We start from the raw sequence: 24,999 nt of genomic DNA on the forward strand, positions 1-24,999 counted from the left end.
GACTAACCGCTCCTTCTTGTGTCTTCATTCGTTTTGTTCTTTATGATTTCTTCCGGGTACTCTATTCTTGAATGAAAGATCCCCATGACGCTTTCCTTCAGCGTCTTCGCAACAATATCCAATTCCTTCATCGTCAGGTCGCAGTCGTTAAACTGGTGATCGTCCAGGCGGCTTTTAATGATCTTTTCGATCATCGCCTCCACCTGATCCACCGTCGGATTCCGCAAAGATCGGACTGCAGCTTCCACGCTATCGGCGATGCCGATCACAGCCGATTCCTTCGACTGGGCTTTAGGTCCCGGATAGCGGAAGTCCTCTTCAGTAAAATCAGGCTCCCTACCCTGCTCCTCCGCAAGGCGAAGCGCCTTATGGTAGAAAAATTGAAGGAATGTGGTTCCGTGATGCTGTTCCGCGATATCCCTGATCGGTTTCGGAATTTTGTACTCTTTCAGCATTTCCACACCATCACGTGCGTGGGCGATGATAATGGATTTGCTCATCTTCGGATCAATATGATCATGCGGATTCTCTATATTGTTCTGATTCTCGATAAAATAGCTTGGACGCTTGGTCTTGCCGATATCATGATAATAGGAGCCTACGCGGCACAGCAGTCCGTCCGCTCCAATGGCTTCCGCAGCGGCTTCGGACAAATTACCGACCATAACGCTGTGATGATACGTGCCGGGCGTCTCCGTGAGCAGCTTCCGCAGCAGCGGATGATTCGGATTGGACAGTTCAACCAGCTTAAGGGCTGACAGAATCCCAAACGTGACTTCAAAGAACGGCATGAGTCCAATTGCCAAAATGGCGGTCAGTAAGCCTCCGGCAAAAGCAAATCCAATACCGTACAATGTCTGCATCTGATTCCACTGGCCGGTATTGATCAGCGCCATGATAAACACCGTCAGCGATCCAAACAGGCAGACCATAATCCCGCCTTTCAGCAGGGTGGAGCGCTGGCTTGCCCGGTGTATCGTGAATATGGCTACGGACGATACAACCAGTGCAAAGAAACCGAAGCTAAAGTCAAACATCTGGCCTTGATGTACATTCAGTATAACGCTTGACAGGATGCTGAACACCATCGTGCAGAAATAAGCAAGCGACATATCCAGCAGCAAAGTCACCAGCGTCGCCCCAATAGCAACAGGCGCCAAATATCCTACATAAGGTCTCTCATTGCTTTGTAAAATCCCGACCAAATGCATGGAAATGATCGTGATGATAAAAATAAGCACCAGCATAAGCAGCTGGGAATTGTTATACCTGAACTTCCCGGAATCAGCCTGTCTCATAAAGAGGAAGAGTCCACCCGCCATAAGCAGTGACAGCAAAAGCAGGCCAAGCTGCGGCCTATAGTTGACTTCATTTTTAAGGAGTCCATTATCGTCCAGCAGATTGTACAAATCTTCTGTAATCAGCTGACCTTTGGCTACCAGTACATCCCCCTGCTTAATATAAACCGTCTGCGTATTTTCCCGGGCTTGAACCTTGGCTTCCTTGGTCGCTTCTTCGTCGTAGAATTTGTTTGCTGTAATCGCAAGCTTGGACAGCTCCTGCACGACTTCGCGGGCTGTACGATCGCTCAGGGTGCTCGCGCTGACTAGTTCAGCAACCTTGGCACGCGCGGCCTGAGCTTCCGCCACCTGATCATTCGAAAAACGCGACACGATCTCACGGGCTACCGGCTTCATCTCGGCGATATCCTGAGAGGTCAGCCGGGGAATTTTTATAAATGTTTCTTCCGGTATTTTATAGGCCTGCTGGTTAGTTACCTTCAGCATCTCATCCAACAGTTTGTCCGAGTAGTTTCCTGAAGACCGGTTTGCATTAACAAAGTTTTGTATAAAGTCCTTGGATCGCTGTGGAATCTCCGACCGGTAAATCGAGATTTTATCTTCTCGTGATACCTGGTCGTCCTGATTCAGCCGGTCGATCCGGTCCAGGATAGAAACGACCAAGTTCTCATTAGGAATCGTGACAATCGTATAAATCGGCTGCACGCGTTCCGCTGCCTGTTCCTGGGCCTGCAACGTTGCCTTATTGTTGGGAATTTGCATCGGCGCTCTGATTTCCTTCTCGCTGCGTGTCCCTACCTGGATATTATACCGTTCAGGAAGCAGGTTAGGAGCCAAACTGACATAAAAGAGCACCGTCAGACATAAAAAGAGAACATAGCGTGTTCCAGCGCTATGTTTCCAGCCCCCAGATTTAATTGAGAAAGATTTGCCCGATGACGTTTCTTTCGAAGTCATAAAGATAATCCCCTCTAATCTTGATTTTCTGCAGCTTTGTCGTAAGCAATGATAATTTTCTGAACGAGGGAGTGACGGACGACATCCTGTTCGGCAAAAAAGACAAAGCCGATTTCTTCAATACCGCTAAGAATCTTTTTGGCCTCAACCAGACCGGACTTTTTGCCTTTCGGCAAATCGATCTGTGTTACGTCCCCGGTAATGACCATTTTCGAACCAAAACCCAAACGGGTTAAAAACATTTTCATTTGCTCGGCAGTCGTATTCTGGGCTTCATCCAATATGATAAAGGAATCATCCAGCGTACGGCCGCGCATATAAGCCAGCGGCGCAATTTCTATAAGTCCTCTTTCAAGCGCTTTGGCTGTCTGCTCCGGACCCATGACATCATACAGGGCATCATAAAGCGGCCGCAAATAAGGATCTACCTTTTCCTGCAAATCACCTGGCAGAAAACCTAGGTTTTCTCCGGCTTCAACTGCCGGACGCGTAAGAACGATCCGTTTCACGGACCCTTCCTTCAAAGCGGCTACCGCTAGTACAACGGCTAGATACGTTTTACCGGTACCAGCTGGGCCGACACCGAATACGATATCCCGCTTGCGGATGGTTGTTACATAATGCTTCTGTCCAATCGTTTTGACACGGATCGGTTTGCCGCGGAACGTTGTCGTAATTTCCCCTTTGAACAGATCAAGCAGTTGATCCGCCCGAAAATCCTTGGCCAGTTCGATTGCGTAAGCCACATCCCGCTCAGAAAGTATGTATCCGTTTCGGACAAGCTCCAGGAGAACTTCAAACAGCTGCTCCGCGACTTGAACGTCGTGCTGGCTGCCTCGAATCGTAATCTCAGCTTCCCGGGAATCAATCTGGACAGGGATTTCAGTTTCAATCATTTTCAGAAAAGTATCCTGAGGTCCGAAAATGGAAAGTCCTTCACTTGCACTGTGCAATAAAATTTGCGCGCTGTGATTTTTTTCTGACAAATAGCCTCATTCTCCTTGACTATGAACTAGGGGAAGCTCTTCTGCGATCTTCTCCTCCACCTCAAAAAGCACTTTCATATAAACTTTACCATTCTCTTTCTTCTCATGCAAAATTTTTTGGCTGATAATCTGCGAGTCGCTTCCATATTTCGCCAAAATATCACGAACAGCCCCTTGTAATCCCAGTTTTTTAGCTTCTTCCGGCTGCAGCGTCTCCTGTGCTTCCGTAACCTCCATCACTTTCTCTGTCATCCAGCCAAACGGAAGAACAATCGAACGCCAGGTGAGCGGATCAAGTTCAGTCAGCGTCTCGGATTTCTCGAACGACTCTTTGCCGTAACCCCAGAGCTGGATCGCTCTATTGCCGAGCACCAGGTAGCTTTTATTTTTTCGTTCGCCTGTATATACTTTTTGCTTTTGGACAAGAGGTACCTGCAAATTGTATTCATGCCATACAAGTCCCTTCACTTCGCCCTTGGCCACCACGGTCTGCGAATTCGCTGCCCCGTCTCCCAAGATGCCAGAGATCAGCACCTGTCCTTTTTTGACGCGCGTGTTTTTTTGAACCAAAGGCCGTCCCTGCTCTGCGTAAATACTCGTTACCACCGCATCCGTCCGGCTCACCAGATGGCGCGGGCTGACAAGCGGAGTCTTCTCCGGCTCTGCGGCTTCAACAATCTGAATTGTAATCGTGGTTCCTTTTCTTTCCACACCGACCCAAGAGGTGCCAGGAAGCTTCATGCTCAGCTCGCGTGCTAGCTTGTCAGGCTCGTCCAGACGAAAAATCCATTGGAACGGACGTATACCAGCTTGTCTTGCCACCTTCAGGATATCCTCCGACGCCAATTTTTCGTTCCCGGTTACATTGACGTTCCACACCAAGGATGAGAGCAGCAGCAGCATGATAAAAAACAGGACAATGCCTGCAGCAAAAAATTTACGTTTATACAGTTTAACGATACGAAAAGGCAGCCCGATCCGCTCCGCGACATGCATCCGGCAGCCTGTCCGCTTAAGGAGAGGGCGAAGAGCATGAAAATCACTCAGAAGCAGCTTCATATCGGCAGTATGATTGCTGGTGGGCCGGATATCCCATACGGGAATGCCCGACTCCGCCAAATCATTGATCAAATGATCGACATGCTCTCCTTTGACGGTAATCCGTACACAGCCGCGTATGCCCGAAAGTGTGGGTATTTTCATGAGCTCTCCCCCATTCCTGAATATTTTATATTGGTGATGATTCCTTCAATCATGACTTCCTGAGGCAGTATCGCCCGGATCATGAGTCCCGTGCCTTCGACTTCCAGTGAGCCCTGGCTCAGGGAAAGAATCATCCTATTCTCTGAAAAATGCCGCACACCGCGATGATTTTCAATGGAAATCTCTTTGTTTCCCACCAAGGTAATCCGCGGCAGATCGAGCAGAACATCCTGCGGCAAATCCAGCATTTCATTTGTCCATTTCCGCAGCCTGCGGCTGATCCGAGTCATACGAAGGTCTTCCCCCTTCCTGTACTTTACAACTTATGCCCGGTCCGGCGGTTTTATGAGAGCTTTCAAGATCAGCATCATTTTTCAAAGAGAACTCTAACTGTGGACAAGCAAAAAAGCCTTTCCTGCCTGGCAACGGATATTAAATATCCGCTGCCAAGCTGAAAAGGCTGCTGCTAAATGACTTAAGAAAATGTAGTAGATTACAACATTATTTCCGCCCGCTATAGGGACGCTTGGAGCGTGGAGGCCCAAGAATTTCAGCCCAGATCAGACCGTTTCTGGCTTCTTTCGCCAGCGGCGATACCGGTTGTGCAGGTTCCGTACGGCGCTTTTGCTTGGAATATGATTCGGTCGCCGCTTTTTCAATTCTGTCTAGCGAGGCATTGACCCGGTTCAAATGCTGCTGCATTTCTCTTTCATAATCTGCGAGCGTCTCCGGCTTTTCTTCTGCTTCCCACATACCGGATACACCCTCTCCGGTTTCATAATCGGGACCATAGCCTTGAAATTCAAAGGATCTTTCCGCAGCTTTCCGTTCCGCCACGAAATCCGGCTCCTTTTCGACCTTACGTTCCCTGGGGGCTTCAACTGTAGCCGGAGCTTTGTTTCTGCGCTCGAAACCGCCCTTCCCGTCAAAGCTGGGCATTCCCCGCGAGTTCTGCTTTTGCTTCGACTTGCCGCTTTTGCTCAGGGCGGAAAGAATCGCAAATCCAATGATCAGGATCCAATAAAAATTATCCAAGATCCACATGGAGCATCATTCCCTACTTGTTATTTTGAGGACCGTTATGGTCTCCTTCGCCCATCTTGCCAAGCGAGCCTCTCATTTGGGTATCCGCTTCAATATTTTTCATGTTCATGTAATCCATAACGCCAAGTTTGCCGGAACGGAGCGCTTCCGCCATCGCGAGCGGTACTTCGGATTCGGACTCGACGACACGCGCTCTCATTTCGATGACGCGCGCCTTCATTTCCTGCTCCTGTGCTACAGCCATTGCACGGCGTTCTTCCGCCTTCGCCTGGGCAATCCGTTTGTCAGCCTCTGCTTGTTCCGTTTGCAGATAGGCACCAATGTTCTTGCCTACATCTACATCCGCGATATCGATAGACAGAATTTCGAAGGCAGTACCAGCATCCAGCCCTTTGGACAGAACGGTACGCGAAATCCGGTCCGGATTCTCCAGTACATCCTTATGCGAGTCACTGGAGCCGACCGTAGTAACGATACCTTCACCGACACGGGCAATGATCGTTTCTTCACCTGCCCCCCCGACGAGGCGGTCAATGTTCGCTCTTACGGTTACACGCGCCTTAACCTTCACTTCAATACCATTTTTCGCTACTGCAGCCACAACAGGTGTTTCAATAACACGCGGGTTAACGCTCATTTGCACGGCCTGCAGCACATCGCGTCCTGCCAGATCAATCGCAGCCGCACGGGTGAATTCAAGCGGTATGTTCGCGCGTTGTGCCGCAATCAGGGCGTTTACAACCCGGTCCACGTTACCGCCTGCCAAATAGTGGCTTTCCAGTTGGTTAATATTTAGTCCAAGACCCGCTTTGGTCGCTTTGATCAGCGGATTGACGATCCGGCTTGGCGTAACCCGGCGCAGCCTCATGGCTACCAAGTTAATGATGCTGATGCGGACGCCCGCCGCCAGCGCGGAAATCCAGAGCGTGAGCGGGAAGAAGCTGAAGAACACGCTCAGCACGATAATAACTACGACAGCAATGAGCAGAATCGAGATCAACGAACTCGACATAAATGAATTCCCCCATTTTTTATAATATGATTGCTTTTATTTCGGTTTTACGACAACTCTCGCACCTTCCACGCGAACAACCACAATCGCCGTATCCCGAGCGATGAACTCGCCATCCGTGACGACATCAATACGCTCCTGACCGATCACCGCCGTTCCTGCAGGCCGCAATGGTGTTACGCTGACGCCTTCCCGTCCAAGCAAAACTTCTTTAGAAGCCGTTGGAACATATCCCTGCTCTTTGGTTAGAGATTCGCTGAGGATAAACCGGTTCCATATGCCTCGCTCCTTGAATATGATGGCGACAACGATTACGACAACGGCCGCAGCGGCAAATGCGATTCCCAGTGACAGCATCGCATGGCTCGTGTCATAGGCAGCCCGTACAACGCCTGCAACCAAGCTGATAGCGCCCAGTACCCCGAGTATCCCAAAGCTCGGGATAAACATCTCCAGAATCATCAGAATCAGACCTACGATAAAGAGCAGCCATGTCTCTTTGCCGGCAAATCCCGCCACATAGTTGCCAAAGAAATACAGAACAAAAGCAGCCACGCCGACGATCCCTGGTACACCGAAGCCAGGCACGATAAGTTCAATGACAATGCCTGCAATCCCCAGAAACAGCAGGATGGTCATCACGACCGGATTCGTTAAAAATGAAGCCAGCTTCTCCGCGCCTGTGTGCTGCACGAGAAACATATCGCCTGGCGAATATCCCATCCAGGAAACAACTTCTTCCGGCGTCGACGCAATCGTATCGGCATATCCAACCTTTAGTGCTTGCTCGCTTGATAAGGCGATGATTTCGCCTTTTTCCTTCTTCTCTCCTATTTCCGGCATATCGACAACAGCATTGATATCCGCCATGCCTGCAGCAATTTCACCGTTTCTTCCGCTCGATTCCGCGGCGGCTGTCATTTCGGATTTCCAGGCTGCGACAAGCTTAGGATCATCCACCCGTTTGCCTGTGCTGTCCACCATTGCTGCTGCCCCGATCATACTGCCTGGCGACATGGCGATTTTATCCGCATTCAGGGCGATATAGCTGCCGGCAGAGGCGGCATTGCCGCGTATGTACGCAACTGTTGTTATATTGCTTTCACGAATCATTTTACCGATATCCTGTGCCGTATTAACCAAGCCGCCCGGTGTATTGATTTCAAGAACGATCAACCCGGCATTCATTTTCTCGGCTTCCTTAAATCCGCGTTCCATAAACTTTTCAAGCCCGGTTTCAATTTTTTGATCCACCGGAATCACGTATACTGGCCCTGTTTTTGCCGTTTCCGCATTAGCCATTCCCGGAACTGCCGCTGATGTCCATCCAACTAGTAAAAGAAGAACAAACCACATGGTCAGCCTTTTGGTCCATTTGGATAAGTCCAATGTTTTCCCCTCCTTTCCCCATGATTATAATATATTACTCAGTAAATGCCAGTGATTTTACAGGAAAAGGTTTACCATCTTCAGAAAAATGAAAAAACACCCCTTAAAAAGGGGTGCTTTACATTATGTTTTATTGCAGAAATTGTTGAACTACCTGGTTCACGACTTTTCCGTCAGAGCGACCTTTGACTTTCGGCATCAGCGCGCTCATCACTTTCCCCATGTCGGCTTTCGAAGAAGCACCGGTTTCCTGGATGGTCTGCTGTACAATAACTTTTATTTCTTCTTCGGAAAGCTGTTCGGGAAGATACTGACCGATAATCTCAATTTCTGCTTCGACATTTGCTGCAAGATCGTCACGATCCGCTTTTTTAAATTCTTGGAGGGCATCTTTGCGCTGTTTAATTTCACGACTGAGGATATCAAGCACTTCGTTGTCATCCAAAGTTCTTTTCAAATCTATTTCAAGATTCTTGATCGTTGAACGAACCATTCGAATTGTGGAGAGCTTGAATTTATCTTTGCTCTTCATCGCTTGTATCATATCTTCGTTCAATCGTTCGCTAAGATTCATGATAGTTCAGTTCCTCCTAAAACTTTCTCTTACGAGCAGCCTCGGACTTTTTCTTGCGCTTCACGCTTGGCTTCTCATAATGCTTGCGTTTCTTCACCTCAGCCAATACACCATCCTTAGCGATGGAGCGCTTAAAGCGGCGAAGTGCAGCATCAATAGACTCGTTTTTGCGAACTTTAGTTTCAGACACCAGTTTTCCCTCCCTCCGACCAGACCGTCCAAGAGCAATAACACGGTTCATCAAATTTAATTATAGGTGAAAGAGAAATAGGGTGTCAACCTTGATGCCTATTTTTTCAGAAAGCACCTAAAAATAATGGAAACATATTCTAAGCGTGTGATTCCGAAATGCCTGTCAGGGCGCCTAATTTGGCTCCTCCAAGCAAATGATAATGGATATGATGCACAGCCTGTCCGCTGTCCGGTCCACAATTGTTTATGAGACGGTATCCGGTATCAGCTACTCCAAGCTCCTTCGCCACCTGCTGGGCTACTTGATGCATTTCGGCGATCAGCGGGAGATCCTGCTCCTCTACGTCATTCATGAAAGCGATGTGTTTTTTTGGAATAATCAGCACATGTACAGGTGCGGCAGGCTGAATATCCTTGAATACCAGAATTCTTTCATTTTCAAATACTTTTTGCGAAGGAATGCTGCCCTCTGAAATTTTGCAAAAGAGACAGTCCATAATTCGTCGCCTCCGATATGTAAGATTAACTTTCCATTACTAATATCATACCGGATTCGATGGGAGCACGTCCAATATTCATCTAAAAAAAGAACTTTCCTTGGAGAAAGTTCTTTTTCGTATCTGAAGCGTTTCCCCTTATATGTGCCTAGGATTAGAAAAAAGGCAGCAGAGAAAGTGCAGTCAGGCCTAATAGCGGCAGCCCAAACCGGCGGAATCCAAATGGGAATCCAAAGAAGGGGGAACCGAAACCAAAGCCGAATGGAGGGAAAAACGCGCGGGTATCCTGAGCAGGGTACCGATAACACGGATCCCAGCATCCATAATGGTGATACGGGCTAATATAACCACCATGATGATATGGGCTGACATTAGCGCCATGATAATACGGCATGTTTTCATGCCCTACAGGAACTGCGATGTATACCTTTTCATCATCCACATGTTCAATAAAGCCATCGTAGGTGCTTCCATCCGACATGGTGATTCTGACATAACGGTACATATGTTTTATGCATACTTCTTTGGCCTCAAACTTCTCCACTTTCGTTCCTCCCCAGTCAGCGATTTATAACATCATCATATTCAGGACTGGGCGAATGGCTACTCATTAGGTGTAAAAAACGAAAGGATACAGAAGCAAAAAAAGAAGCACCCGCTCCGCTGATATCAGCTTCGCTTCGTACGGACGTATGTTAAGGAGCAGTGAATCCCTACCATACGTCCGCCGGGGTGCTTCATGAAAGATGTCGGTTTAACTGTATTATAACAGCAGCCTGCAGCTGTAACTGTGAATTACATCACGTTACATTTGCTCCACTGTAATTTTGGAACCTCCGCCTGCCTGCTCGGCCGGGACAACCACAAGCTTGCGCGGAAGACGCGCACGAAGCTCCGGCACGTGACTGATCACGCCAACCGACAGATGATCGTTATGCAGCTTTTCCAGAGAAGAAATAACCGTATCCAGCAAATCAGGATCAAGCGTACCAAAGCCCTCATCCAGGAAAAAGAACTGCAGCGGATACTGACCCCGGAGCTGAATCTGTGCCGACAAGGCCAGAGCGAGCGAAAGCGACGTCAGGAAGGTCTCGCCGCCGGAAAGCGTGGATACAGGTCTTCTGACGCCGCCATTGGCATCGTCCCGGATCAGGAACCCGCCGCCGGAATCCACCTCCAGGGCATAACGCTGCTTGGTTAGAAATCTCAGACGCTGGGAAGCAGACTGGCTGACCTGCATCAGCTGTTCTTCCGCGATATATTCCACAAAAGCATTGCCGCGCAGACAGGACTGCAGCTTGGCGAGCTTCTCCGACGCATGTTGCCGTTCGAGGCGCAGCTTCTCAAGCTCTGTCCAGCGGACGTGGCGCTTTTTAATATCCTCTACATCACGTTCGGCACGGGCTTTGGCTTGAAGAGCTTCCTCGTCCGCCTGACGGGACTCCGACAGCTCTCGGCTCACATTCAGCCACTCCTCTTCAGTCAGCGAGCAGCCAAGCAGCTGTTCTTCAATGTGACGGATCGCCGACAAGAGATCGCGTTCGCGATCACGATGTGTTCGCACCTTGGTGGTGAGAAGCTCGGTCTCCTGAGGCAGGATATGGGCCTCCTCCACCTCGGTAACACTAGCAAAAGGCGAATCGCCCAGCAGCTTCTCCCAACGCTTGCTTGCAGATTCAAGATGGGCAGCGGCCGAGTCTACGGCCTGAGTAGCTATGGCGTATGCCTTGGCGCTTTCATGCTTGGCCTGCTCGGCAGCTTGTCTGAGCTGCTTCTCCCTTGCAGCCATTTCACGCAGCGTCTTTAGTTCCTGAGCGCAAGCTTCAAGTAGTGTTTCAGCTCGGTTGTCGCCAATCCGGGCCTGAAGGCGCTCCTGCTTTTCTCTCAGCAGCTCCTGTTTGCCCTGAAGCTGGGCGTCCAGCTGAACAAGGTGCTTTTCTGCCTCCATGAGGCTCCGTTCAATGGACTGGACGGTATTTTTTTTCTCTTCGAGAAAAGGAACGCTTCTACGCAGACGTTCCTTCACGTCTTCCGCCTCATGGTCCTTCTGCTGCATCTGTGTCCACCGTGCTTCAACTTCCTCTTGTGGCAGATCAGATAACTCCTCGGACCAGCGGTCCTTGAGCAGCTTCACTTCCTCAGACAGCTGTTCCAGCCTGATCTTAAGCTGTTCTAGCACACCGCTGCCTGCCTCGGTTTCAGCCGCCTGCTTGACGGCCTGCTGCCGCAGTACGTCACGCTTCTCTCTCAGCTCGGAGGATTCTTTTTTCACATTCGCAAGCTCACCCGTCAGTTCATTTCGGGCAGCCTCAAGACCGGCAATCCATTCCTCCCAGACAACGGCTGAGAAGCCAGCAGCAAGCCGAGCATCTACCTGCTCGACGCTCGCAGCCGAGTGATCCAGATCAGCAGCACCAGCCACATCAGGAGCCAGCTCCTTGTCCCATAGATGGGTACACTCCTGGTGCAAATGACGCTGCGCATATTTGACATCCTGCAGCCGGGTCCGGAGTCCTTGAAGTTGCCCCAGCATTTCTTCATGCGCAGCTGGTTCCATTTCTGCCGGATTGGCAGGCGCCGGATGCTCCAATGAACCGCATACCGGACATGGCTGTCCTTCATGTAGCTCTGCAGCAAGGGAAATCGACAAGCTGCGCAGCTGGTGCCGCTTTAATTCCTCGCGTAGCAGATGCTCAGAGCGTTCCAGCTCGGCGAGAGCTTGCTCCGCCAGCTTGGTCTGATCTTCTGTACGGGCAATAAATGCAGCGGCTCTGTAGGCATGCTGCTTCTCCTGCTGGAGCAGCATGTGATGCTCCCGTGCGTTCTGTTCATGCTTTTCTTGAGCAGCCGTGAGCTTCTCGTTTTGCTGTTCAAGCTCCTTTTGCGCCTTGATCCGCCGGTCTTCCCCGGAGAGCAGCATCTGACGAAGCTGAAGGGCTTTTTGCAGCATGTCTCGCTCTTTAGACGTAATTTCCAAGCCGTTCAATTTTTCCTGAAGCTCCGACTGCTTTTCGGTTCCCCGGTTCAGCAGCTCTTGTTCCTTGACGAGTGACTGCCGCAGCTGATCTATTCTACCGGCAGCTTCTTGCTGCTGAACGGCAAGCTGCTTATAGAGGGATTGGATTTCATCTTTTTCCTTCTGCAGCTGAACCGCCTGCTCCAGCTGTTCCTGCCGCTGCAAAAGCTTGGGCTCGCCCGCCGTCAAAGCCGCCTGAGCCGCATCATCTGATGCACTGGCCTTCGCCGCCGCCTGTTCGGCCTTTGCGGCCGCGGCCTGAAGTACAGCCTTCTCCGACTCTTTCTGTCTCCATTCCTGCCCGCTTTCCCTCCACAAAACAAGATTAGGCAATATAGCGGCGGAAGCGGCGGATTTCTCGAGCCTTTGCTCCAGACGAAGCATCTCCTTACCCGAAGCCTGCAGCTCATCTAGTTGAGCTTGTTTCCTGCCCTTTTCCAGCTGGCGCTCGCGGATCTTCCCTTTTTCTTCAGCCTCGCGAGTCAAAGCTTGAAGCTTGGAACGAACAGCTTCTGCATGATGTGCTGCGTCCTGAAGCTGCTTTTCCGCTGCTGCGAGGGCTTCTTCTCCTGCTTCGCCAAGCCCCTGCTGCTCTGCCTCCACGGCTTTTAAAGCCCCGTCGTTCTCCTTTATCCGGCGACTGAGCTTCATTCCAAGCTGATCTCCGTACTGTTCCAGGTGGAACAGCCGCTGCAGCATTTGTCTCCGTTCACTGCCTTTTAGCGACAGGAATTCGGCAAACTTGCCCTGCGGAAGCACAACGGCGCGGGTAAAGTCATCCATTTTCAGACCGATCTTGTCCTCAACACAGCGTGTAACCTCAGCCAGCTTGTCAGCAAGCACGTTCTCGCCTTCCTCTGTTATCTCGATGAACCGGCTGACCGTGTTACTGACCGACAGCTCGCTCGTACGCTTGAATCTCCGCTCAACACGGTAACAGTGCTTCCCCTCAGCGGACGCAAGTTCAAAGCTGAAGGAAACGAACAGGGTATCCTCCGAATGATTCATAATCCCCTGTGTCCCGTTGACAGCCCTTTCGACCTTACCATACAGGGCGAGGGTTATAGCATCCAGCAGCGTGGACTTGCCGCTGCCCGTCGGCCCGAATATGCCGAACAGCCCCATATCGCATAAATCCTCAAAATCGATCTGCTGCATTTCCCTGTAGCTCTGCAGACCGGATAGCTTAAGCGTTATCGGCTTCATTCAGCGTCCCCCTCCTTAGCCTGTTCATCTTCCTCCACAAGCTCGAGAAACAGCTGTATTAGTTCATCCTCTGGCTCAGCGCCACCACTCTGGCGCTGGTAGAACTTGCGGAACAGCTCCGATACCGGCATCCCTGAACGTTCATACTGCAGTTCTGCCTGCTCCATCTCCGGATAAATCGGACGGATATGCACAAATCCGTCCCTGCTTTTGCGCAGCCGCTGGATTTCGCCGATCGACATCGATTCGGTCAGAGATACTTCCAGATCGATAAAGGCCTCCGCATCCCTTCCTTCATCCAGCCAGCGGTATACCTCCTCCAGCCCGCCTTTTGCCTTCCAGCGCACCAAAGGACGGCCGCAGGACAGATGAATTTCTTCAAGTGAAGGTAGTCCTCCGGGAACCACATCAAGCATCATGACCGATTTGGACTGGCCGGCCTCAGAGAAGCTGTAGGCCAGGGGAGAGCCGCTGTAGCGGATGATTCCGTCACCTTTTACCGCCTGCGGCCGGTGAAGATGGCCGAGCGCTGTATACTGGGCCCTGATGGAGAGTGCCGATGGATCAACCGTATATGCGCCCCCAACCTGGATCGGACGTTCCGAGTCGCATTCGAGGCCTCCCAGAACATAAATATGGCTCATAGCTAAATTGACGGTATCCGCTCTGAACTCCTGGGCTAGCTTGCCCATCAGCATCCCGACACGGGCGCTGTAAGCTCTGCGCAGCTCGTCCTCCTTGCCCTCAGCTGACAACAGCTCGTTCAGCCGTGATTCGGAAGGATAGGGAAGCGCGGCAATCTTCGCAATCTCCCCTGTGCGGGAGACCCGCACCGTTACCGCCTCAGCTACCGGAAGCCCGATCAGCGTAATCCCCTGACGCGCGACCAGTGGCGAAACCGAAGAAACGCGCTCAGGCTGATCATGATTGCCGGATATGGCCACCAGCGGCCGGCCATTCTCCGTCAATCTTGCGCAGGCTTCGTAAAATAGCTGCTCCGCAGCCGCAGGGGGGTTGACGGAGTCATACACATCTCCTGCCATCATAATCAGATCCGCCTGCTGCTCATTCGCAATCCGGACAAGCTCGTCCACAAAATCCTCCTGCTCTCTCAACCTGCTGCGGCCTTCAAGCGTTTTTCCAAAATGCCAGTCTCCGGTGTGCAGTATCCGCATGCTGCACTCTCCCCTTTCCCATGCGTAAGCTAATAATATAAATGAATACGTCAATTTCGCAGCTTTTCCTTATAAACGGACGGCATGTCCCCCATCAAAGAAGTACAGCCATTTCTCACTGATCTCTTCATGCAAAATCTCTTCCAATGCTCTGGTGTACAGCTTCAGCTGGAATCGGTATTGCTCCGCAAGCGCATCGATTCCGCCGCGGTGCTCCAGTACTCTGTCTGTTTTGTAATCCAAGAGAATAAGCCGCCCTTCATCACGGTAAAGACAATCGACTACGCCTTGAATCAGTACCGTTTCTCCACTAAGGGCCGATACCTCAAATAAATCCGGTTCCTTCTCATACAAACCTGTTTGTCGCGATAACAGCCCACTATGAGCTTCCTCTGCGGTTAAACCATAGCTGAAGGGCATTTCACGGGCCGTCCATTCAGCGGACTGCAATCTTTCACCGACTTCTGTCGTGAAAAACATCCCCACTTCATCAGGACGGATGATTTCCGCCTGCTCAAGAGTCAGCAGCTCGCGCTCTACCAAACGCTGCACCGTGTCCTGAACGGTCTCTACAGTTACTTTCCCCTGACCCAACGGGATGTGCTGCATCAACGTGTGATACACGGTACCGCGCTCCGTAGGGGTTAAGGTTTTCTGCTCCATAAATTTCGGCCGCAGAAGCGGAAGTGTAAAAGCCGAATTCCGGTTGCTGTCAGTTATTAACCTACGAAGCTGGTCTTCCTCGATCCAGTTCCCGGATGGCTGATCCTGCAGAGTGAGCAGCTTCTTCATCTCCGTAACGGAGGTTTTGGCGGCCAACCTTGACGCCGATTCATAAGGGTACTGCCAGTTCAGACGGGAACCGATCTCAGACTGATCCAGCAAGCTTTCCTCGGGATCCACATTAATGGGCTGCCGCTTCATTAAGGCTTGAAGGCGATTTTTCCTTTCAGGCGAAGATTCCTCTTCCTCCTCCCAGCCGCCAAGGGCAGCTAGCGTAAGCTCCTCTGCGGGCAGTACGGATACTTTCCATTCCGACGGATCGGAGGAAAGAACTGGAGAAACAGTGGACCCCAGGTCCATCATTTCGCACAGTTTGGCAGCGCCGGGATGACGGATCAATGCCGGTCCTACCCAGTCGATATAGCTGCGCCCTCTGGCGAGCAGATAATCCGGAAGCATATATTCAGGCTCTTCCTGCACCTGGGCCCAGGAGGACACCTTCTTATTCAAATCCTTGACCGTGCCGATTAGAAAAAGTTTCTCCTTCGGCCGCGTCAGGCCTACATAAAGCACCCTCATCTCCTCAGCTAGAAGTTCCAGCTGCGATCTGCGCCGTATGGCAAGATTCGGAAGGGTCGGGTAACTTACCCGCTTCTCTTCGTCCACAAATTTCGGTCCAAATCCAAGCTCTTTATGCATCAGGAATGAAGCATTCAAATCCTGTTGATTGAAAGTCTTGGACATCCCGGCCAAAAATACAACCGGGAATTCCAGCCCTTTGCTTTTATGAATCGTCATGATCCGTACCGCATTGTCCCGATGCTCCGTACTGCTGGCGCCGCCTAAATCGCCGCCCCGGTCGCGAAGCCTTGATATGAACGTTAGGAAACGGAAGAGCCCTCTGGACGCTGTCGTTTGTTCAAACTGGACTGCCCGGTCGTACAGAGCTTTCAGATTGCTCTGACGCTCGGCGCCACCCGGTAGGCCACAAACCCAGTCGAGATACCCCGTTTCCCTATAAACGCGCCATATGAGGTCGCCCAGGCTTTCCTGGCGGGATGCATCACGCCAGCTTTGCAGTTGCTTCACAAAATCAGTGATCTTATATTTCAGTTTCAGCGGAATGCCGTGGTCTGTATCTAATACAGGTACGGCAGGCAATTCTAGAATGCCTGTATTACACTCTACTCGGTCAGGAAGCGGCATCTCCAAGGCAACCGCCGCTTCAGATTCAGCCTGTTCCCATTCCTTCACAGCCTCATCCTGCTCCTCATTTCCCAGCCGTACCGACGCGATAAGCGCATCGTAAAAGGAGCCGTTTTGCACTAAGCGGATCTGCGCCAATTCCTCTTCCGACAAACCTACAATTGGTGAGCGGAGTACGCCTGCCAGCGGAATATCCTGCTGCGGATTGTCAATAATCTGCAGAAGGGACAGCATGATTTCCACTTCCGTGGCCTGAAAATAGCCGCGCGCTTGCTCCCCATCGGCCGGAATGCCGAGCTGCTTCAGCTCCTCCATAATGAGCGGGCCCCAGATATAGGCGGAGCGAAGAAGAATTACCATATCCCCGAACTGCACTGGCCGCATTTCTTTGAGTACCTTGTCGTACACCAAGAGCGGTTTAGCAGCGGTATCCCCCATCATATGACGGATCTTTTTGGCAATGGCTCTGGCCTCGAGCTGTGCCGTCTCCATCTCTAGGATCTCGCTTTCCTGCAAGAGACCATCGCCGTCACTTTCTCCATCGCGGGTTTCTTCCTCGGCAGAGGCTCCATTACTGGCACGGTCAATCAGAATAAGCTCGGGTACATATGGATTGGATTTGCTACTTTCCTCTTGAAGCTCCGAGCCTGGAAAGGACGCCCCGTATACAAGTTCAGCGCGTTCATCGTAGCTGATCTCGGCAACCGTTTCATTCATGATTTGGCGAAAAATCACATTGACCGCATCCACCACTTCCATCCGGCTGCGGAAATTCCGTGCGAGGTCGATGCGGATTCCGTTCCCTCCATCGCTGTCATATCTGCGGTATTTATCCAGAAAAAGCCCCGGTTCCGCCAGACGGAACCGGTATATGCTCTGCTTCACGTCGCCAACCATAAAACGGTTGCCGGGCTGATCCCTAGAGATCAGATTAACGATCGTTTCCTGGACGCTGTTGGTATCCTGGTATTCATCCAGCAGCACCTCATCGAATTGTTCGCGGTATTCCACTGCTGCATCGGAAGGCATCGGATGTTCTGGCGTCGAATCGCTGTGAAGCAGAATCCGCAGGCAGTAATGCTCCAGATCGCTGAAATCCACCGCTCCTCTTTTGCGCTTTTCCATCTCATATCGTTCTCCGAACTCGATCACAAGCTCTGCCAACTCTCTCATGAGGGGGGCAGCCTCGTTCAGCTCGGCAAGAAAAGCCTCGGCAGAACGTCCGAACAAGGCGCCGCGAAGATCGGCGGCCGTTTTTTTCACGGCCTCACGAAGCTCCTTGACACGCTCCTGCAGCTGTGGATCAGTCTCGTCCTTGCGTACACTCTTTAATTTCCCGAAAGAAATGCCCTGGAAAACATCATAAAGGTCTTCCCAGGAACGATGCTCCATGGCATCCTGCAACGTGTGAATCATCTCGAGATCCGCGATCAGGTTATCCACGTATGCACCCGGCCCCCCCGGTACCATCGCAAGGCTGTGAGCTTGCTTAAGAAGCCCTTCCGCTCCAGCCAAGGCAAGGCGCGCATCCTGCAGAATACTCTGTACCCATGCGGTTTGTCCAAGACTCGACGTATCACTGACAGCAAAGGCTCCGGCTGTATCCCTTAACCATTGATCCGGCCAAGCATGGCTTCGTGAAAAATCATACAGCCTTTGAACTAGAAGATGCATGGCGTCATCGGTTCGCTCTCCGCTGAACCAGTCCACGAGCCTGATGAAGTCGCTGCCTTCCCCTTCCAGTCCATACTTCTCCTCAAACATCTCTTCCAAGATTTCCTGCCGAAGTAGCTCTGCTTCGTTTTCGTTAATGATCCGGAAATTCGGGTCAAGCGGGATCATCTGATAGTAGCGCCGAATGACTTCAAGGCAGAAGGAATGCAGTGTGGTAATCGAGGCACGTCCTAGCAGAGACAGCTGGCGGCGCAAATGGACATTCTCCGGGTCCTTTTCAAGCTCCTGGTCCAATGCTTCCCTGATCCGGTCCCGCATTTCGGATGCTGCCGCTTTGGTAAAGGTTGCAACGAGCAGACGGTCCACGCTAAATCCCTGCTCCGTATCAATTATTTTGCGGATAATCCGTTCCACAAGCACAGCCGTCTTGCCCGATCCGGCTGCGGCCGCAACGAGAATGTGATCACCGGTTTCGGAAATGGCCTTCCACTGGTCATCACTCCATTTGCAGCCTTCAGGTTTCGGTATTAGGCTCAAGATGTTTCTCCTCCTTTGCTCTGGGACAGCAGTTCCCATACTTGCGATTTATCCGGCTTGCCCAGCAGATTGTAGTGGTTGCCCTCGACGGCCTCATCAAACTGGCATACCGGCTTGAACGGACAGAAAGTGCAGGCCGTCTCCTGCTGAATCCGGTACGGCTCGATCCGCACGTCCCCTTCGGTAATGCGTGTTCCAATGTTCTCGATGCTGCTCCGGACGGAGCTCAGCAGATAATCCCACTGCTCTGGGCTTGCCACCGATGCACTGCTATAGAAGCTGCCGTCTGCTTTGACGGCCACGGGCAGGATGGATGAATGTCCTTTGTCCAGCGACGTGTCCATTTTGGAGACGACATCACGGTCTGCCATCAGCAGTCCTTTCATTTTGAAGCGTTTGAGCAGCTCTTCTGCAGCCTGATCCATCGTCATGCCGTTCGCTGACTGCAGAATCGGATCATGCACATGGAAATACAGCGTTCCTGCCGGGAGCGCCTTGCTGCCAAGCCACTGCTCGGAATAGGTCAGAAGTACGTCCAAGTAGGTCAGCATTTGCAGAGCCAGACCGTAATACACTTCATGAAGCCTCAGATCCTTTTGTCCGGATTTATAGTCGATCACGCGCAGCAGAAGACCGTCTTCCCCCTGCGCCATATCCACCCGGTCGATCCGCCCGACAACCTCCATGACCGCGCCGTTTTCCAGTTCAAAGGTCAGTGGAGGCAGCGGTTTTCCTGGTCCAAAATCCAGCTCCAGCCCAACCGGCTCAAAGCTTCCGCGCCGAGCATGTTCCCCTAATATAACGGAGGCTCTTCCGACGATGCTTTTCAGCTTTCGGGAAATATACCCGTAACGCTTGGAGCTGAGCAGGATTTCGCCCTGAAGCATTGGAGCCAGACGTTCGACTGTCATCTCTGCTTCCCTGCGGCATTCCTCTGCCGACAGACTTCCCCAGCTGCGGTGCTGCTCCTTGAGTTTGGCAGCCATTTCGCTGAGAGCCGCATGGAAAAGCTGCCCGATATCCGGCGCTTTCAGCCGATACAGCTGGCGTTCCTTCAGCTTCAGGCCATGGGACGCGAAATGGGAGAACGGACAAGCTACGAATCTCTCCATCCGCGAAACGCTGGTACGGACCTTACTGCCGTACAACCTACGGCTTGTATCTGCCTTCAGCGTCATCGTTTCGTTCCGGTAAAACAGGGAGCGCAGCAGCATATCCAGTTGACTGCGCCAACGTGAATCCTGCAAATACCAGTTGTACACGTTCCACCATAGCTCCGGCATCTTCGCGCCCTGTCTCCATCTTCGAAGCTGAACAATGAGATGGCTGAGTGTCTGGCGGGGATGTTCAATATATTTTTCATGCTCTCCGGCTGTATGATCAGCTTCAGGCTGTGCCGACAGAGACTGATCCCGAAGACCCGGGAACATTCTAGTTAAATGTCTAATCACTTCTGAAGGCAGCAATTCCTTGCCTTCGTCGTCAGCCGAAGGATAGCTGATCCAGACATGCCGGCTCGCAGACGTAAGCGCGTTATAGATCAGGAAGCGTTCATCCAGCAGTTTACGCGATATTCCCGGAGCTAGCTCCATGCCCGTATCCGCAAGCACCGACCGCTCCTGCTCGGTAATTATGCCGTCCTCTTGATATACCGCGGGGATGACCCCGTCATTAACCCCCAGCAAAAACGCATACTTGATGCCGCCCGTCCGTGTACGGTCCATCGTTCCGACAAGCACCTGATCCAGCGAGGGTGGCACCAGACCCAATTTCAGCTCACTGAGGCCGGTTTCCAGAATACCGGCAAACAAGTCAAACGTCATTTTCTCCGTACCCATCATCTCAACAATCTGGTCCAGCAGATTCAGCACCTCGCCCCACAGCTGCCTATGCTCTCTGGCGGCCTCAGGACGGCCATTCTGCAGCGCTTCGCGGTTCCACATATCCAGCTTCTGAGGGATGCCGGCGTCCTCGAGCAGTCCGAATACCGCCGTACTCATCTCACGGGCTGTCTTGGAACGCTTGATCCGTTTGTCAAAAGCCGAAAGCGGACCGGTCACAGCATCTCGGCAGCGCTCCATTAGCGCGAGAAGCTCCTCACCGTTCTTTCGCTGCGGGGAACCCCCTTCTTCCAAGGATAGACTCGGAATGCCCTTCCACGGACGTTTAGCGGTCCAGCGATAGCCCTGGATTCCGCTCGCAAGCGCATAGTTTTCCAGACGGTCCATATCCTCACGTGTCAGTGAGCCGCCTGGCGGAAGCAGCAGATCGGTTTTCACGCACCGGAATACATCCTCATGTCTCCAAAAGCGGCGGATGACATCCAGTGCTGCACGTAGAAATTCGACCAGCGGATGGTGAAGCTCACTCCTTTTCTGGTCCAGGAACAGCGGGACGCCATAATCTTGGAACAGCGGCATGACTAGATGTTCATATTCCCCAAGATTCCGCACAAAAACAGCCATTTCGCGGAAACGGACGCCCTCTTCACGCGCAAGCCGCAGCATCTCCCGCAGCGCTCCTTCGACTTCAGCGCGGCGGCTGGATGCGGAATGAATGGAAATACCGTTTCCTACAGCCTCCGATCCTTGATACCGCAGCCTACGGTCATATCCTCGCTCCAGATGCGCCAGGAGCGGGCTCTCTTGAAAGCGTGGCAGCACCGATGGGGCAAGCAAGGTATCACGTACTTCCAGTCCAAGCTCCTCTGCCATTCCTCTCAGCTTGACGTAGGTCGTTGCCGTCGGATGGAACAGATCCAGTTCATGTGGCATCCGAAGGCCATCGTACGGCTTGTCCAGTGTCAGCGATACCGTGACGGAAGCCGCATGCAGCATCAGCTGGCCCACGACCTGAAGCTCCTGCGGGGTAAACCCGTGGAAGCCGTCAATCCAGATGTCCGCCCCCAGCAAATAGGACGAATCTTTTACCGCCTCGGTCAGCCGGATTAAATTGTCTTCCTCATCGATATAGAGCGGGGACATTTCCTGCTCAAAATCCTTATACACCGTCCACAAATCCTCGAGCTTGCTGCGGAGAATCGGGGTAGCTGCAGAGGCGGCCACCATCTGATCCAGAACCTGCTTCACGGTGGAGGAATCGATGCAATACCGCTTCATTTCGGTATACACGTCTCCCAGACGCCCGACAAACCCCAGCTGCTCGCCCGAGGCCCCGAACAGCTTCAGCTCATCCTTGCGGTGCTGAATGATTTTGTACAGCAGCATCTTCTTACCATCATCGCTGATTCCTACACGGGCTGTACCCCCGGTTTCCTGCATGACGCGGTATGCCAGACGGCGGAAGCTCAGCACCTGCGCCCTTACGCTGCCTTTAATCCGTCCTGTTGTGACCAGCCCATGCTCTGCCTGAAACGATCCTTGCTCTGGAACCAGCAGGATCATCGCTTTTCCCTGCGGCGCCTTCTCCAGCCGGGCAGATATATCTTCAAGAATGGTTGTCGTTTTTCCGCTTCCGGAACGTCCTATAAGAAAATGAACCGCCATGATGCTCCTCCTTCAAATCTATGTAATCTATGAAAATGGATCATTGCTTCCGTAAACAATTCGTAAACATCTCATCCAGTATATCATATCAGCAAGAGAACAGAACGTATGTTTGTTCACGACCTGACCTTTATACTCTGAATCTATCAAATTTAAAGCTCACACTATTTTAACATTAATCATTCAGAATCGTTTAACGGTAATGATTGGTGTTCAGAAAAGACAACTAAAAAGAAAGGGCAGCTATCAAGGTCCCATTTCGCACCTTAATAACTGCCCAGCCATTCTTAGAAGTTTCTGCTTCTTACTTCGAAGATCGCGAATTTTAGATAATGTCCTTCGTCCACCCCGAGAATTTGTGGGTGATCCTTGCCTGCGGCGCGCCATTCGATCAGGCGCAGGATTTTGCCGGCGTCCGCAGCCGCCTCCTGGATCGTCTCCAGGAACAAGTCCGGGCGCATATGATACGAACAGCTGGCTGTAACCAGATATCCGCCTTCGTTTACCAGCTTCATGCCGTGCAGGTTGATATCCTTGTAGCCTCTGCAGGCTCCCTTCACAGCGCTTTTGGTCTTGGCAAACGCCGGCGGGTCTAGAATGACCACGTCCCAGGTTCTGCCGCCGCCTGCGATCATTTTCTGTGAGGTATCCACCTTGTCCGAAGAGCCGGCGGAACGTTTCTGTCTTTCCTCAAGCCCCTTAACCTGTGAACGCAGATATTGGAATGCATCATCCACCACGAATTCAACCCGATCGGCAAAGCCGTTCAGCTCCACATTCTCCCGTGCGCTGTCAATCGCATGCTGCGAAATATCGAGACAAGTCACTTTTTTGGCGCCGTATTTGCAGGCATGAAGTGTAAAGCTTCCCGTATGTGAAAAGCATTCGAGCACCGTCGCTCCGTCCCAGTACGGAAACGTAACGACTTTGCCGCTTTTATTTACTGGACGTAGCAGGGTTTGTCCATCCTCTTCGACTTCCTGCACCGTGATGCCGCTGCGTTCGCCCCAACCGGTCATCAGCGGTTCAATGGATGCCCGATTCTCCCTCTGGTCAAAGAAGTACCCGGTCTTCTGGCCTTCTTCGATATCCACGCGCACCAAAAGGCCATTCTCCAGAACCGTAACATATCTTGGGCATTCCCCGTATACCGGCCCTTTAGTCTGCTCTAATCCTTCAAGCTCGCGTACTGGAACATCACTTCGCTCATAGATGCCTTTCGGGTTCATCACTTCCACAAGAGCGTTCACGATTTCTTTGCGGCGGATATCCATCCCAAGTGTAAGCAGCTGAATGACCAGTACATCGTCAAACCGGTCCACAATCAGCCCGGGAAGAAAATCAGCTTCGCCATACACAAGACGATAGGCATTTCCTTCCTTGAGGAAACGTTCCCGGTGATTGAGACAGCTGCGGAAACGATCTTCGAAAAATGCCTGATCCATGCGTTCTATTTCGCGGTAAGAGACCGCACGGACCGTGATCTGCGATGCCGGATTGTAATAACCCGTTGCCAGGGAACGCCCTTGATGGTTCGTCACATGGATGAGATCTCCCGGCTGAGGATTGCCCTCTACCGTTTCGATTTCATTTTTATAAATCCAGGGATGACCCTGCTCCAGCCGCTTTTTGCGGCTTTTCTGAAGAACGACGGATGCCAACATGTCCACTCCTACTCATGTGCTATTTCTTTAATTCATTCAACTTTGAAATCTCCGCTGCCAGTTTACCAAAGTCATGGTTGTCCCGGTAGCGACATATACGTAATACATGGACAAGAACTCATCAAAGGAGAAACTTTCCCATGTTTAATACCATTATTTTTCCCGTCATCTACGGGCTGGTCATTTTCCTCGCGGGCATGAAGGTAATGGAAACGGCGCTGGGCCGCTGGGCTGGCCCTCTACTCTCATCCTTACTGCGAAAAGCGACCTCTTCCCCGCTTAAAGGGATGCTGTTCAGTACGGGCGTAACAGCGGTACTTCAAAGCAGCACGGCTGTTACGGTCCTGACTATGGGCCTCGTCAATGCCGGACTCCTCACCTATGAGCGTACACTCGGCATCATTCTTGGCAGCAATATCGGTACCTGCATCACCACTGAGCTTATCGGACTGCAAATCAGCCAGATTGCATTGCCCATGCTGGGCATATCGATTATGATGTGGGCTCTATCCGTGATTGCTGACGAATACAAGCTTTTTTCCATGCGGAAGGGTTCGCAACTGTTTAAGCCGGTTCAACTGATAGCTCTCGCCGCAGCAGGATTTGCCATGGTTATGCTCGGCATCCGGGTCATGCAAATGATCGGTCCAGCGCTGGAAAACACAAGACTGTTCGGATGGTTTATCGAACAAGCCACCCATAACGTATGGTGGGGCGTTGCAGCCGGAGCGGCACTGACCGCGCTGATGCACAGTAGTGCCGCCGTTATCGGCCTTGCCATCGCGCTTGCCGCCATGGGAACGCTGCCGGTAGGAATCGGCATTGCAATCGTACTTGGTGCCAATGTTGGCACTTGCGTTACAGCATTAATCGCCGCCATCGGCAGTACGAAATCCGGCCAGTTTGTAGCCTGGACGCATGTCGTACTGAACGTGGGGGGCGCGCTTCTGTTTATGCCGTTTATCCCCCAGCTGGAGTGGATGTCTGCATCCTTTTCCACAGACAGCGGGTCCCAAATCGCTCATGCCCAGACCCTGTTTAATATCATCTGTTCCCTCTTGGCGCTGCCGATATGCTACCTCCCGATCTGGAAAAGAACCGGCCAGGGGCAATGATATCCGAATTTATATTGCAACA

At 51.8% G+C, this 24,999-nt stretch carries 17 protein-coding genes; 1 reads left to right on the forward strand and 16 read right to left on the reverse strand.

All coding sequences use genetic code 11. The features are described from left to right. Positions 1-2 precede the first annotated feature (2 nt). The 16 genes from MUG84_RS06615 to MUG84_RS06690 all read right to left on the reverse strand — a co-directional run bounded on the left by MUG84_RS06615 (position 3) and on the right by MUG84_RS06690 (position 23,859). Positions 3-2,258: an HD family phosphohydrolase gene (locus MUG84_RS06615; protein ID WP_244722147.1), complete on the reverse strand. Its 2,256-nt coding sequence runs from the start codon at positions 2,256-2,258 to the stop codon at positions 3-5. Positions 2,259-2,272: 14 nt separating this feature from the next. Continuing rightward, positions 2,273-3,244, reverse strand: coding sequence for a PhoH family protein (locus MUG84_RS06620; protein WP_244722149.1), 972 nt, complete (start codon positions 3,242-3,244; stop codon positions 2,273-2,275). Positions 3,245-3,250: 6 nt separating this feature from the next. After that, a complete protein-coding gene (yqfD, locus tag MUG84_RS06625; protein ID WP_244722153.1) occupies positions 3,251-4,447 on the reverse strand; it encodes a sporulation protein YqfD in 1,197 nt (398 codons plus the stop codon). After that, positions 4,444-4,737, reverse strand: coding sequence for a sporulation protein YqfC (gene yqfC / locus MUG84_RS06630; protein ID WP_244722156.1), 294 nt, complete (start codon positions 4,735-4,737; stop codon positions 4,444-4,446). The genes yqfD and yqfC overlap by 4 nt, the downstream gene beginning before the upstream one ends. 211 nt (positions 4,738-4,948) lie before the next feature. After that, positions 4,949-5,491: a hypothetical protein gene (locus MUG84_RS06635; protein WP_244722160.1), complete on the reverse strand. Its 543-nt coding sequence runs from the start codon at positions 5,489-5,491 to the stop codon at positions 4,949-4,951. A gap of 13 nt (positions 5,492-5,504) precedes the next feature. Then, positions 5,505-6,503: a flotillin-like protein FloA gene (floA, locus tag MUG84_RS06640; RefSeq protein WP_244722171.1), complete on the reverse strand. Its 999-nt coding sequence runs from the start codon at positions 6,501-6,503 to the stop codon at positions 5,505-5,507. Positions 6,504-6,539: 36 nt separating this feature from the next. Continuing rightward, entirely contained in the window at positions 6,540-7,859 is a 1,320-nt protein-coding gene (locus MUG84_RS06645) for an NfeD family protein (RefSeq protein WP_244723341.1), read from the reverse strand. Positions 7,860-8,022: 163 nt separating this feature from the next. Beyond that, on the reverse strand, positions 8,023-8,466 hold the full coding sequence (locus MUG84_RS06650; protein WP_244722174.1) for a GatB/YqeY domain-containing protein: 444 nt from the start codon (positions 8,464-8,466) through the stop codon (positions 8,023-8,025). Between the two features lie 16 nt (positions 8,467-8,482). Continuing rightward, positions 8,483-8,656 carry a 30S ribosomal protein S21 gene (gene rpsU, locus MUG84_RS06655; protein WP_036712328.1) on the reverse strand — a complete coding sequence of 58 codons (174 nt, stop codon included), beginning with the start codon at positions 8,654-8,656 and terminating at the stop codon, positions 8,483-8,485. A gap of 139 nt (positions 8,657-8,795) precedes the next feature. Continuing rightward, a complete protein-coding gene (locus tag MUG84_RS06660) occupies positions 8,796-9,155 on the reverse strand; it encodes a histidine triad nucleotide-binding protein (RefSeq protein ID WP_244722177.1) in 360 nt (119 codons plus the stop codon). Positions 9,156-9,309: 154 nt separating this feature from the next. Beyond that, positions 9,310-9,699, reverse strand: coding sequence for a hypothetical protein (locus MUG84_RS06665; protein WP_244722181.1), 390 nt, complete (start codon positions 9,697-9,699; stop codon positions 9,310-9,312). A 261-nt stretch (positions 9,700-9,960) separates the two neighbouring features. Further along, positions 9,961-13,377, reverse strand: coding sequence for an AAA family ATPase (locus tag MUG84_RS06670; protein ID WP_244722184.1), 3,417 nt, complete (start codon positions 13,375-13,377; stop codon positions 9,961-9,963). Further along, complete coding sequence (locus MUG84_RS06675) at positions 13,374-14,552, reverse strand: exonuclease SbcCD subunit D (protein ID WP_244722188.1); 1,179 nt, start codon at positions 14,550-14,552, stop codon at positions 13,374-13,376. Before MUG84_RS06675 ends, MUG84_RS06670 begins: the two co-directional genes overlap by 4 nt. Before the next feature lie 69 nt (positions 14,553-14,621). Continuing rightward, positions 14,622-18,731, reverse strand: a complete 4,110-nt coding sequence (addA, locus tag MUG84_RS06680) for a helicase-exonuclease AddAB subunit AddA (protein WP_244722191.1) — start codon at positions 18,729-18,731, stop codon at positions 14,622-14,624. Continuing rightward, positions 18,689-22,198, reverse strand: a complete 3,510-nt coding sequence (gene addB, locus MUG84_RS06685; RefSeq protein ID WP_244722193.1) for a helicase-exonuclease AddAB subunit AddB — start codon at positions 22,196-22,198, stop codon at positions 18,689-18,691. Before addB ends, addA begins: the two co-directional genes overlap by 43 nt. A 287-nt stretch (positions 22,199-22,485) precedes the next feature. Continuing rightward, positions 22,486-23,859 carry a class I SAM-dependent rRNA methyltransferase gene (locus tag MUG84_RS06690; protein WP_244723344.1) on the reverse strand — a complete coding sequence of 458 codons (1,374 nt, stop codon included), beginning with the start codon at positions 23,857-23,859 and terminating at the stop codon, positions 22,486-22,488. 143 nt (positions 23,860-24,002) lie between these two features. Here MUG84_RS06690 and MUG84_RS06695 point away from each other — a divergent pair, with 143 nt between their 5' ends. Beyond that, a complete protein-coding gene (locus MUG84_RS06695; protein WP_244722199.1) occupies positions 24,003-24,977 on the forward strand; it encodes a Na/Pi cotransporter family protein in 975 nt (324 codons plus the stop codon). The last annotated feature ends 22 nt before the right edge of the window (positions 24,978-24,999 follow it).

Source organism: Paenibacillus mangrovi (assembly GCF_022898935.1).
Taxonomy (GTDB): domain Bacteria; phylum Bacillota; class Bacilli; order Paenibacillales; family Paenibacillaceae; genus Paenibacillus_AQ; species Paenibacillus_AQ mangrovi.

Coding starts and splice junctions, on each gene's coding strand:
- addA (WP_244722191.1), bottom strand. CDS start 18,731: ATGGGAACTGCTGTCCCAGAGCAAAGGAGGAGAAACATCTTGAGCCTA.
- floA (WP_244722171.1), bottom strand. CDS start 6,503: ATGTCGAGTTCGTTGATCTCGATTCTGCTCATTGCTGTCGTAGTTATT.
- yqfD (WP_244722153.1), bottom strand. CDS start 4,447: ATGAAAATACCCACACTTTCGGGCATACGCGGCTGTGTACGGATTACC.
- MUG84_RS06650 (WP_244722174.1), bottom strand. CDS start 8,466: ATGAATCTTAGCGAACGATTGAACGAAGATATGATACAAGCGATGAAG.
- MUG84_RS06695 (WP_244722199.1), top strand. CDS start 24,003: ATGTTTAATACCATTATTTTTCCCGTCATCTACGGGCTGGTCATTTTC.
- yqfC (WP_244722156.1), bottom strand. CDS start 4,737: ATGACTCGGATCAGCCGCAGGCTGCGGAAATGGACAAATGAAATGCTG.
- addB (WP_244722193.1), bottom strand. CDS start 22,198: ATGGCGGTTCATTTTCTTATAGGACGTTCCGGAAGCGGAAAAACGACA.
- MUG84_RS06660 (WP_244722177.1), bottom strand. CDS start 9,155: ATGGACTGTCTCTTTTGCAAAATTTCAGAGGGCAGCATTCCTTCGCAA.
- MUG84_RS06675 (WP_244722188.1), bottom strand. CDS start 14,552: ATGCGGATACTGCACACCGGAGACTGGCATTTTGGAAAAACGCTTGAA.
- MUG84_RS06635 (WP_244722160.1), bottom strand. CDS start 5,491: ATGTGGATCTTGGATAATTTTTATTGGATCCTGATCATTGGATTTGCG.
- MUG84_RS06670 (WP_244722184.1), bottom strand. CDS start 13,377: ATGAAGCCGATAACGCTTAAGCTATCCGGTCTGCAGAGCTACAGGGAA.
- MUG84_RS06615 (WP_244722147.1), bottom strand. CDS start 2,258: ATGACTTCGAAAGAAACGTCATCGGGCAAATCTTTCTCAATTAAATCT.
- MUG84_RS06645 (WP_244723341.1), bottom strand. CDS start 7,859: ATGTGGTTTGTTCTTCTTTTACTAGTTGGATGGACATCAGCGGCAGTT.